Source organism: Hymenobacter sp. BT491 (assembly GCF_014349165.1).
In the GTDB taxonomy this organism is placed as follows: domain Bacteria; phylum Bacteroidota; class Bacteroidia; order Cytophagales; family Hymenobacteraceae; genus Hymenobacter; species Hymenobacter jejuensis.
On the sequence record NZ_JACSJJ010000004.1, the window covers coordinates 711,960 to 723,023 of the forward strand.

At 56.8% G+C, this 11,064-nt stretch carries 9 protein-coding genes; 4 read left to right on the forward strand and 5 right to left on the reverse strand.

What is annotated here, in order from left to right; all coding sequences use genetic code 11:
• Nucleotides 1–37: 37 nt before the first annotated feature.
• The 5 genes from H9I52_RS19800 to galB all read right to left on the reverse strand — a co-directional run bounded on the left by H9I52_RS19800 (nucleotide 38) and on the right by galB (nucleotide 7,456).
• The gene (locus H9I52_RS19800) at nucleotides 38–1,027 is read right to left on the reverse strand and encodes a BT4734/BF3469 family protein (protein WP_187455268.1); all 990 of its coding nucleotides are present in this window, start codon (nucleotides 1,025–1,027) and stop codon (nucleotides 38–40) included.
• A 189-nt stretch (nucleotides 1,028–1,216) separates the two neighbouring features.
• Entirely contained in the window at nucleotides 1,217–1,540 is a 324-nt protein-coding gene (locus H9I52_RS19810; protein WP_187455270.1) for a helix-turn-helix domain-containing protein, read from the reverse strand.
• A 111-nt stretch (nucleotides 1,541–1,651) separates the two neighbouring features.
• Complete coding sequence (locus tag H9I52_RS19815) at nucleotides 1,652–3,409, reverse strand: hypothetical protein (RefSeq protein ID WP_187455271.1); 1,758 nt, start codon at nucleotides 3,407–3,409, stop codon at nucleotides 1,652–1,654.
• Between the two features lie 33 nt (nucleotides 3,410–3,442).
• Nucleotides 3,443–4,717 carry a tyrosine-type recombinase/integrase gene (locus H9I52_RS19820; RefSeq protein WP_187455272.1) on the reverse strand — a complete coding sequence of 425 codons (1,275 nt, stop codon included), beginning with the start codon at nucleotides 4,715–4,717 and terminating at the stop codon, nucleotides 3,443–3,445.
• Between the two features lie 279 nt (nucleotides 4,718–4,996).
• Nucleotides 4,997–7,456: a beta-galactosidase GalB gene (gene galB, locus H9I52_RS19825; protein ID WP_187455273.1), complete on the reverse strand. Its 2,460-nt coding sequence runs from the start codon at nucleotides 7,454–7,456 to the stop codon at nucleotides 4,997–4,999.
• A gap of 250 nt (nucleotides 7,457–7,706) precedes the next feature.
• Here galB and H9I52_RS19830 point away from each other — a divergent pair, with 250 nt between their 5' ends.
• The 4 genes from H9I52_RS19830 to H9I52_RS19845 are packed head-to-tail and all read left to right on the forward strand — an operon-like array spanning nucleotide 7,707 to nucleotide 10,872.
• Nucleotides 7,707–8,279: an RNA polymerase sigma factor gene (locus H9I52_RS19830; protein ID WP_316248059.1), complete on the forward strand. Its 573-nt coding sequence runs from the start codon at nucleotides 7,707–7,709 to the stop codon at nucleotides 8,277–8,279.
• A complete protein-coding gene (locus H9I52_RS19835) occupies nucleotides 8,269–9,189 on the forward strand; it encodes a HEAT repeat domain-containing protein (RefSeq protein ID WP_187455274.1) in 921 nt (306 codons plus the stop codon). The genes H9I52_RS19830 and H9I52_RS19835 overlap by 11 nt, the downstream gene beginning before the upstream one ends.
• Complete coding sequence (locus tag H9I52_RS19840; protein ID WP_187455275.1) at nucleotides 9,137–10,012, forward strand: hypothetical protein; 876 nt, start codon at nucleotides 9,137–9,139, stop codon at nucleotides 10,010–10,012. The genes H9I52_RS19835 and H9I52_RS19840 overlap by 53 nt, the downstream gene beginning before the upstream one ends.
• Nucleotides 10,012–10,872: a DUF4097 family beta strand repeat-containing protein gene (locus tag H9I52_RS19845; protein ID WP_187455276.1), complete on the forward strand. Its 861-nt coding sequence runs from the start codon at nucleotides 10,012–10,014 to the stop codon at nucleotides 10,870–10,872. The genes H9I52_RS19840 and H9I52_RS19845 overlap by 1 nt, the downstream gene beginning before the upstream one ends.
• Nucleotides 10,873–11,064: the final 192 nt, after the last annotated feature.

The window sequence follows — 11,064 nt, forward strand, 5'->3', positions numbered from 1 at the left end:
CTGGAAAAAAGTACGGTTTTGTATGGTTCTGTAGGGGTCAGGCCGCGTACGCCGGGGCCAGCCAGGCATCGGGGGCGTAGGGCACAAAGCAGGCGCGGGCCAGGTCTTTGCCGGCTTCATCGGCGCGCAACCCCAACGGGGCATAGTGGGCAGCCAAGTAAGCTGCGTAGGCGCGGAAGTTGTCGAGGTGGGCGGCCGTGGGGTCGGTGCGCACCACGGCTTTTAACCCGTCGCCGCTGGGGCTGGTGAACAGCAGCACTAGCTCCGGAGCCAGCAGCTCATCGGCCAGCAGGGCGGCGCGGGCCGTGCCCACGTTGGGCAGGTGGTCAAAGTCCAGCACGAGCAGCCCCGACGGTGCGGCCAGCGCATCGTTGGCACGGCGGGTGAAAGTGCCGGCGGGCGTTACGTAGTCGAGCCGCTTTTTTAGTTCGGCCCGCTCAGGGCTGCCCACGGGGGCCGCGCGTAAGGCTTCGGTTTGGGCGCGGTGCCGGGGCGAAGTCAGCACGGTAAATAGCTGAGCCGGGGTAATGGACGCGTAGGGTACTGTGGCCGCAATGCCGCCCCGGTAGTAGCTGAATAGCGGCGCGGTTTTCCCTGCAATTTCCCTGCTTTCGCCCGTTGCTAGGCTCTCGGAAAATTCGGGTTCTATTACTGCTTTATTTCTGTTATCAGTCTTTTGTAGAGCCTCAGATTTCTCCGGTTCTACGCCTGCTTTGCGCCTGCTATCGGCCAACGCGGGCGCGTTAATGTGTCCTGTTTTGTCCGGTGGGTTGGCGGCCAGACGGGCATCTTGTTCGGCTGGGGTAAGGGGTGGCTGGCGTAGGCCGCGCCCGTCAATGGTGGGCACGAGCCAGCCGGCGGCCAGCAGGTCAGACACGGTAGGGCCGGTACTGTTGGGGTATAGCTCAGCCAGCGCTTCGGCCAGCGCCGACGGGGTGGGCGTAGCCTTGCCAGTCAGCGTAAGGGCACAGGCCAGCGTGTCGGCTCCGAAGGGGCGGGCGGGGGTGGGCAGTACGTCGGCGCTCATCGGTTGCGGCCTTTCCGATAAGCCGCCAGCACAGCGGATAATTCGTCATCCGATAAGCCGAAGCGGCGGGCTACGTTGCTCCGGCCTTTTTCGGAAAAGTCAAGGCTTGGAAGGGTGTCCAGAAAGACGGACAGCCCCCGGCGGGTGATTAGCAGTGCCCGGCCGGTTACTAGGTTTTGGTTGGGCAGCTTAAGCACGGGCGGCCCCCTTTCCTGCTTTTACTGTGCGCTGCTGGGGAGTAAGGGCGGCTAACACTTCAGACCGCTTCAAATAGCTACGGCTGCCAAGCTTATGATATCGAAGCCGGCCCAAGCGTTTGTGCTGATGGACAGTTTGCACCGTTACGCCCAACATCTCGGCTGCTTCGCGGATACTCAGCAGCTCATCAGGTGGGGACGTGGGCTGGCTGGCGGGGCCTGCCGGGGTATAGGCTTGGAGTTCGTGCCGGATAACGGCGCGTAAATCATCAAAAAATTGCGGGTAGTCGATTCCCGCCGTTATCAATGTTGGCATTTGCACTACCTGCCGGGGGTGTGAACCGGTCAAGTAGCACAAAGAGACAGCGCAGGGAAGGCTGCAAACAGCAGATTTGCAGATTGCAGAAAATTTGCAGAATTGCAGAAACTACGGGGCAGGCAGCAAAGCTAAAATACGGCTATAGTAGGGTGCGGAATTCTTGTTTTCTTTGTTATAAGGGCGGGTTATTGTGCTGTATTTTATAATGTCGCTTCCGTAGCGATCAGCAAGCACCCGGTATAATACAGCATTGTTACTCCCGCGTTCTAGGTATCGACGCTCCTTCAAGGCTTCTATTACACCAACCCATACTGAACCTTTCAGTTCATCCATGGGGGTGCGGCTAATGCTATCTTTGAGCAGGCCCGCGCTTGCTAGCAGCTTATCAAGTTGAACAAGTGTAAAAACTACGTTTTTGTGTAGTAAGTGCGACCATTCTTCTTCAGGATCTATAGGCGCCGAAATATCAAGGGCAGGGCTAAACTTAGGGGGCCTTGGCACAGGCTGAACATCCTTTATGGGCAAAATGGCGTTGAGCATCTCAAATGCTGACTGGGCAGCAGTTTGCTTGAATTGCAGCAACACAATTATATCAGTCCAGAAGCTCGGCCCAACCCATTGCCCTGCTTGCAGTCCATCAGGGTTATCTGCTACTTCAAAACGCAACGCCGGATAATCCTCCGGTAAAAAATCCAAACCATAGTCCTGCCGTTCAAACCATTCACGGCGGCGTTTAAAGCCTTCAATATCAATTTCTAATAGCTTGCCAAACTGGCTCCATAAGTGCTTTGTATGTGCAACAGAGAGGGTTGGTATAGTATTCTCAAACCCCTCCCTCAAAGCGCGCACATCGGCATTAAAACTTGTCGAATCCAGCCGGGCCGGGTACACTACATACCGTGGTGAATTGTTTACCCATTCAACGGCCAGTGGTATCCGCTTTAGTGCTTCTAGGTAGGTGTCGGCTGGGGTACGCATCGGCTGCTTAATCTGCCGCTGTTCCTTTATCCAACCTGTCCACCACTTCATGGCGGTGCGTATGGCCTGCCAGCTCTCGGGGCTAAACCAGTTGCCTAACAGCTTCCGAGCTTCTGACTCTGTTGTTAGGCATAGTGTAAGGGCTTCATGTAGCCGCTGACAGGCTTTGAGGAATTTGCTAGTGTCAGATGCAGCATGGTACTGATCCTGCATTTTTCCTAGTAGCGTATAGCGTGGGGCATGGGCAAACTTTTCATTCCTAACATACCAATGCCCTAGCCATAGCGCCAGGTCTGTCAGTGCGCTATCATCGGTAGGGGCGTTGCCAACAATGGCAGCCACTGCTGGGAAGTACCTGAGTATGTCAGCCTGCGGAGTTTTTGCGCTGGATTTGTTTAGCGAGGTGGGCTGTGAAGTAACAGATATAAATGAGCGGTTAGATGTTTCAAGTTTTCCCTTCATCCAGCTTAATGCCTTTTCAAGAGGCGGGCGTCTCCAGAGAGGGTTGTCTATATCATCTAATATAGTGTCAATGCAATACTGTAAGTCTATATCGTCCCAAAACGGGAAATACCGGCATGATTTCTCAAGGTGCAATGCTACATCCGGGGTACTAATGCTGCTTAGCGATTCTAAGAACCCTTCAGAAAAGTATGTATGATAAGGTGTAGACTTCCCTATCTCTTTTTCCGTCTTTTCTATTAGTTGTTGCAAGCGTTTTCCCTCAGGGGAAGATCTGCCTCCGGCCTCTGTAAGTTTTAAGCTAATGAGCTTGTGAATAGCTTTATCATCCTTGAGGTTAGTATAAAATAAGTTTGAACACAGTATTTGCAAAACAATGCTTACAGCAGCATTGCGCCTTTCTTCATAGGTTTTTAAACGACTCATCAGCTTGCCAGCTCTGGATAAATAAAGCCAATATTACTTCGGTTGCTCCGGCATTTCGTGAAATCGAGCAAATTCTTCCGCTACCCGCTGGGGCGTCAGGTTCACGTATCGCTGAAAGGATTTATAGGATGTGTGGCCGGTTAATTTCATTACAAACTCGGCGCTCATACCCTTGCCTAAGTTCAGGGTAACAAACGTGCGGCGGGCTGTGTGTACCGTCAGTCGCTCGTACTTCGGGGCTGTGGCTACGTCGGCAATTCCGCCCCGGTAGCGAATCACTTCTACGGGCGCATCAATGCCAGCGATCTTCCCTAGTTCTTTCAGGAAGCGGTTCAGCACGGGGTTCGTGATAGGTTGGTTTTTCACGCTGGCCAGTTCGCCGGCCAGCAGCCGGTTCACGATACTTAGGGCGGCAGCGCTGAGAGGCACATTCACGACGGCGCGCGTTTTCTTGGCCGTCAGGCGCAAGTGAGCCGGAAGCGTAGCTGTAGCTGGCCGTACGTGTTGCGGCCGGATGCTCACTAGGTCGGAGTATCGAAGCCCCGTGTAGCAGGCCAGCAGAAACCAAGCGCGGGCTTTGTCAAGGCGGCTGCCTACGGGCAAAGGCAGGGCTTCAAGGGCCGTTAGTTCGGCGGCGCTCAGGGCCATGACATCGGGTTCCCGCCGCGCCCAGCTTACCCGGTCGAGGGCTGTGTTTTCGGTGTAGCCTCGTTTTGCCGCCCACTTCATAAAGGATTTGAGGCGGCCTAAGTGTTTGTTGATGGTGTTATCCGTCAGGCCAACTACGTTCAGCAGATACGCGGCCCAACGGTCGCCTACGGTGGTAGTAAGGGTGTCAAAATCAATGGCATAGCCCTGAGCTTCGCTGAACTCCCGTAGGTGCCGGCCGGCGGTGGCGTGGGCTTGCGCCGTGCGCACAGTGCCGGCGGCACGGGTGTAGTTTACCCATTCCTCATACCGTGTCCAGAACAGCCCGCCGGGGGCGGATAAAACTTGTTCCGGTTCGTCGGGTATTTCAAATTCAGCCAGCGCCCGCAACTCCGCAGCCGTGGGCACGGTGCCGGCGGCGGCGTGTGCATCATAGCATGTTGCCAGCCGTTTGGACAGCAGTTCCAGCCAGTCATTGATTGGCCCGTTTCGGGGGTAGCCCCGTGTCAGGGCTTTTTGTTCACCTTTGTCCCATTGGCGGGGGTGAATGGAACGGCCGGCGTAGACTTTCACCCGCTTGCCAGCGAAGCTCAGAAACGCGAAGATAGGGGTAGGCTTATCGGCGGCCGGGGCCGATAGCAGAAATGAGATTTTTGCCACGTTAAAACGGATTGTAGTTGCCGTTTTAAAGATAGCAGGGTTTGTCCTACGTAGGACAGTATCTAGGACAAAAAAGCCGATTCGTATCGTATTTGTCCCATACACAGACCGACTGCAAAATTACAAAAAGCCGTTCCTTGGCTATTGGAAGCTATATTTGCATCAATGTAAGGCCGTTCTAAAAATGCAGGTTGTATTCCTGTCCCCGCTACCTAAAAAAAGGCCGGTTTCCATTATGGAAACCGGCCTTTTTGTTTTGCCTTTAGTGGTGCAACCACTTTATTGTGTCGCGGTCGTTCGTAGCTGTGCCGTTGCACCCTTTAAGCCTTTACCTGTGGCTTTCAATTGTATGGTGCCCGCCTTGTCGGAAGCTTGCACGATGGCTACCAACTTGCCGCTAAACGCCTTCATCTGAGGCAAGTGAAACATCTCTAGGCTGGTAGGGTCACCGTTGCCGACAGCGCGGAACCGGCCCTGTCCGCTCACGGCGAAATGGAGTTCATTGGTGGCCTCAGGGCAAAGGTTACCTTGGGCGTCTTCAACGCGGGCCGTTACGAAGGCTAAGTCGTTGCCGTCGGCGGCGAGGTGGGTGCGATCAGCGGTCAGTGCGATGTGGTGGGGTTTGCCGGCGGTTTTTACTTCTTCTTCCGCAACGGCTTTGCCTTGCTGATCGTAGGCCACGACCTTGATGCTGCCCGGCTCGTACTTCACGTCGTTCCACATCAGACGGTAGCGCGACTGGTTGCTGGCGTTGCTTTTGGTCTGGCGGCCTTGGCTCTTGCCGTTCACAAACAGCTCCGCCGACGGGTAATTGGTGTAGCAGAACACGGGCGTCGTCTGGCCTTCACGGCCGGGCCAAGTCCAGTGCGGCAGCAAATGCAAGGTGGGCTGCGATGGGTTCCAGCGGGCGCGGTAGAGGTAAAAGCGGTCTTTCGGGATGCCCGCCAAGTCCAGAATACCGAACATGGAGCTGTGCGAAGGCCACTTTTCGTCGTAGGGCGTGGGCTCGCCGAGGTAGTCAAAACCCGTCCAGACAAACTCGCCGATCACGTAAGGCAGGTCGTCCTGCTTCGCAAACTCTTCGTCGGGCGTCTGCGACCAGTTGCACACTTCCAGATCATAAGACGACGACTGGTTGTCGGGGTACTTCTGGTCTTTGGCCATTACCACCGGAAACTTGTACACGCCGCGCGAACTGACCGTAGAGGCGGTTTCGGAGCCCAGCAAAAAGCCCTGCGGCAGCCTGCCGTAGGCTTCCGCATAGCGGTGAGGCTTGTAGTTGAACCCCGGAATGTCGAGTATCGAGGCAAAGTTGTTCTGGATGTCGGCGTCGAAGCGGTCCATGCCCGATGCGACGGGGCGGGTAGGGTCTTCGCGGTGGCAGATGTCCTGGAGGCGCTTGGCAATCTTGTTGCCACCGGGCGTACTCTGGTCAGGTACCTCGTTGCCGATGCTCCACATGATCACGGAAGGATTGTTGCGGTCGCGACGCACCATATTGACGATGTCTTTTTCCGACCATTCGTCGAAATACTGGCTGTAGCCGTTCTTCACTTTCGGCGATTTCCATTCGTCGAAGGCCTCCACCATCAGCATAAAGCCCATTTCATCGCAGAGGCTCACCAACTCGGGTGTGGGCATGTTGTGCGAAGTCCGGATTGCGTCGCAGCCCATCTCTTTGAGCAACGTCAGCTGCCGACGCAGAGCCGCTGTGTTAACGGCCGTGCCCAATGGCCCCAAGTCGTGGTGGTTGCACACGCCCTTGAACTTGCGAACCTTGCCGTTGAGCGAGAAGCCTTTGTCGGCTTCAAACGTGAAAGAGCGAATGCCAAACCGCGTGCTGTACTCGTCTTTCAGGACGTCGCCGGCGTAGAGCTTGGAAACGGCGGTATAGAGCGTCGGGCTTTCCGGCGACCACAAGCGCGGTGCTTTTACAATCAGGTTTTGAGTAAATTCTTGATTGTCAGTTGCTTCTAAAGTAGCGGTAGAAGTACTCACGACCTGGCCCGCCGCGTCGCGGATTTCGGTTTGCAGGCGTAGCGGCTGAAAAGCCCCACCGGCCGTCTCGACTTTGGTCCGGAGCTTGACCTTGGCCAGTTCCGGCGTGATCTCGGGGGTGGTGAGGTAAGTGCCCCACACCGGGATGTGCACGTCGTCGGTGACGATGAGGTGGACGTTGCGGTAAAGCCCCGCGCCCGGATACCAGCGCGACGACTCCGGAAAGTTTTGCAGCCGCACGGCCAAGGTATTTTCCCCGTTGGCTTGCAGGAAAGGCGTTACGTCCACTGAAAACGAGTTGTAGCCATAGGGCCAGAACGCGGCTTCCTTGCCGTTGACATACACGCGGGCGTTGCTCATGGCCCCGTCGAAGAGCAGCACGGCGCGCTTGCCCGGCCCAAACTGCGGCACCACCAACCGCCGCCGGTACCAGCCCGTCCCGACAAACGGCAAGCCGCCGGTGCGACCCGCCTTGAGGGTGGCTTTCTGCTCGTTGTTCTGCTCGATTTTTACTTCCTGCAAATCATTGTTGCCGCTGAAAGGCCCGTAAATGGCCCAGTCGTGCGGAATCCGCACGGTCTGCCATTTGGCGTCTTTGAAGTCGGGGCGCGCAGCTTCCGGTACGTCGCCTTTCGTGAATTTCCAGTCGGTTTGCAGCAGGTATTCTTTCCGTGACTGTGCAGTGGCCGGCAGCGTAGCGGCCAGCAGCAACAGCGCAGCAAAGCATCGGGAGAGGCGCATAGCGTAGGTAGTAGGCTGGTTAGGATATTAGGGTAATCAAGGCGAAGTTAAGAGACGAAGCGAGCTTGTCTCCCTGTTTTCTCGCCCCTGGCGGAATTAGGGGCCATTTGGCGGCGGGGTGCGCCTTATTCGCTGGCTGCTCCGCACGTATTCAGAGCGCGAGCGAAAAAATATTTCGGGCCGGCTGTAACCTCGCCCAACTCGCGCAGTTTCCACGCTCACAATCACCATCCAACCTCACTCTAGCTGCTTGAACTCCCTGACGGACAATGCGCTCATGCTCCAGGTAAAGGCTGGTCAGGTAGACAAGATGGGTCTGCTGTTCGAACGGTACCACCGGCCGCTCTACGGGTTTTTCTATCGCCTGCAAGGCCATCCGGCGACCTGCGAAGACTTGGTGCAGAACGTGTTTCTGCGCCTGCTCAAGTACCGCCACACCTTCACCGGTGAGGGCGAATTTCGGACCTGGATGTACCACGTGGCCCGCAACGTGCTGGCCGATGCGGCGAAGAAAAATAAGGCTTCGGCGCACCACTACGACGTGGCAGACTGGTCGGAGAAAATCGGGGGCGGCGTTGCTGCCGACGAAGACTTGCAGAAGGCGCAGGAGGTAGCCCAACTCCATCGGGCCCTGAACAAGCTGAGTGCCGAAAGCCGCGAGGTGCTGGTGCTGAGCCGCTTTCAGGAGTTGAAGTACGAACAGATTGCACAAGTACTCCAGACCACGGAAGGAGCCATAAAGGTGCGCGTGCACCGGGCGCTTAGCCAACTGAAGGAGATTTTTTTAAAAATGGAAAACGGAAACAAAGTACATGGACTGTGAAGGCGCAAAAGATCGATTACTGGACCTGCTCAGCGATGAGCTGCCTGCGGCCGAACGGTCGGCGGTAGAAATGCACCTGGCCCAGTGTCCGGCGTGCCAGCAGGAGTTGGCCGCCACCCGGCAGCTTTGGCAGACTTTGGGCAAGGTATCCGTGCCCGAGTCCAGCGAACACCTGCGGCCCCGCTTCTACGCAGCTTTGGCCGAATACCAAGCTGCCGAGCAGGCTAAGCAACAAGGCGTATGGAGTGGTATCATTCAGTGGTTCAAAGAGTTACAGGGTGCTGCTCTGGGTCTGCGGTTAGCGTATAGCGTAGTATTGGTAGCGCTAGGCTTGGCCGTAGGGTACGGAATAAGCCTAACTGGCCGCAGTACATCGGCCCCCGCCGACCAGCAGCAAGTGGCCGCGCTTTCGTCGCAGGTCGCCGAAATGCGGCAGGCCCTGATGCTCTCGCTACTCGAAAATCCCTCGGCCACCGAGCGGCTGCGGGCCGTGAGCTACACCAAAGACATTCCGCAGGCCAACAACGACCGCGTGGTAGAAGCCTTGCTAAGCACGCTCAACAACGACCCCAACGTGAACGTGCGCCTCGCCACTCTGGAGGCACTGGCGGGGATGGGCACCGACCCAGCCGTGCGGCAGGGCTTGGTACGCTCGCTTCCTAAGCAGGAATCGCCGCTGGTGCAGTCGGCCATGGCCGACGTGATGGTGCAGCTGCAAGTGCGCCGCTCGGTAAAGCCGCTGCGCCAGCTGCTTCAGCAGGACAACCTAAACGAAGCGGTGAAAAACAAAATTGAACACAGCATTGAGTTTTTGTCCAACGGCCGGCCCTCCGGTCATTCCTCCCCCAAACCCTACGATGAAACCCGTCACCAGCCTCTGCCTGATTCTATTGCTTTTGTGGTTGCCTAGCTGCCAGGCCTGGGCTCAGGTACCCGTTTATAAAGAGCAGATTACCAAAGAGTTCGCGTTGACGTCTGATGCTGGCCACAGCACCTTGGTGCTATACAACATCTTCGGCAACGTGACCGTGCAAGGCTATTCGGGCAATAAAGTAGTGGTGGAAGTGACCAAGACCATCACGGCCAAAGACGCCGCTACGCTGGAGCAAGGCAAGAAGGAAGCGCAAGTCGGCTTCGAGCAGCGCAACGATACGGTCGTGGTGTATAACCAAGGCCCGCACGACTCGCGCCCCAACCGCGGCCGCCGCAACAACGACTGGGACAACCGCCGCATCGAGTACGAATACACCTTTGACTTTACGGTGAAAGTGCCCGCCCAAATGAAGGTGCACGTCTCCACCGTCAACAACGGCAAAGTGGTGATTCAGGACGTGACGGGCGCGCTGCAAGCCTACAACGTCAACGGCGCCATTGCCATCAAAAACGCCAAGGGCGCTACCACGGCCCGCACCGTCAACGGCAACGTGGATGCTTCTTACCTGAGCAGCCCCGCGGGCAATTCTTCCTACAACACCATCAACGGCCAGATTACGGTGGTGTGTCCCAAAGATCTCTCCGCTGATTTGCACTTCAAAAGCTTTCACGGTGAGCTCTTTACCGACTTTCCCAAAGCGGAAATCCTGCCGGCGCAGGTTACCCAGAACAAGCAGCAGGAGGGCGCCGGCACCAAATACAAACTCACCAAAGACACGGCGGTCCGGCTGGGCAAAGGCGGCACCAACTTGCGCTTTGAAACCCTCAACGGCGACGTGACCGTCAAACAACAACCGTAATGAAAACCACTTTTTTGTCGACCCTTACTCGCCCGGCCGCTTGCGCCGGCCTCCTATTGCTCGCGCTCGGAACGGCCCAACCGCTCCAAGCCCAAACTCCCGGGAAGGAGCAACTGGTAGTGGCGCTCAGCGCCCCCAACAAGCCCGGCACCCTGCACGTGAAACTGGTCGGCGGCGGCATCCATGTGATTGGCTATGCCGGCAAGGAGGTCCTCATCGACGCCGCGCCGCGCGCTTCCAAAGCCCGGGCCAGCAACTCCTCGGACGGGGCCAGCTCGCAGGGCATGAAACGGATTTCGCGGGCCGAGGGCCTGGACCTCACGGCCCGCGAAGAAAACAACCGCGTGACCATCTCCACCGAATCGTGGCGCACGCCTATCGACCTCACCATCAAGGTGCCACAACAGTTTTCGCTGCAAATTGGCACAGTGCAGAGCGGCGACATCGTGGTGGAAAACGTGACCGGCGAATTGGAAGTCAGCAACGTAAATGGCGGCATTCAGCTTACGCAAGTGGGCGGCTCGGCCGTGGCCAATACGGTCAATGGGCCTGTCACGGCCACCTTCAAATCGGTGACGCCGAACGCGCCCATGGCGTTTTCCAGCGTCAACGGCCGCATCGACGTGACGTTTCCGAGCAACGTGAAAACGAACGTGAAGCTGAAGTCGGACCAAGGCGAAATTTACAGTGACTTCGACCTGGCCGTCGACAAAACCACCCCCAAAGTAAACCGCACCAGCCAAGGCAACATGCAGCGCGTGAGCGTGGATGAATGGACCTTCGGCAAGCTCAACGGCGGCGGCGCCGAGGTGATGATGAAAACCCTGAACGGCAATATTTATATCCGCAAAGCCAAATAGTCCGCGGCTTTGCCAACTCAAGCCTTTAAGTAGAAGCTTGAGTATACAGAAACCTTCTATTCATAAGTAATTGCCAATCAATTGCTTATGAATAGAAGGTTTCTGATTTTACTTGACGGGGATGGTCAGGGTGAGGGTGGTGCCGCGGCCGGGGGCGGTGCACAGGGCCAGCTGGCCGCCCAGGGCCCGGGC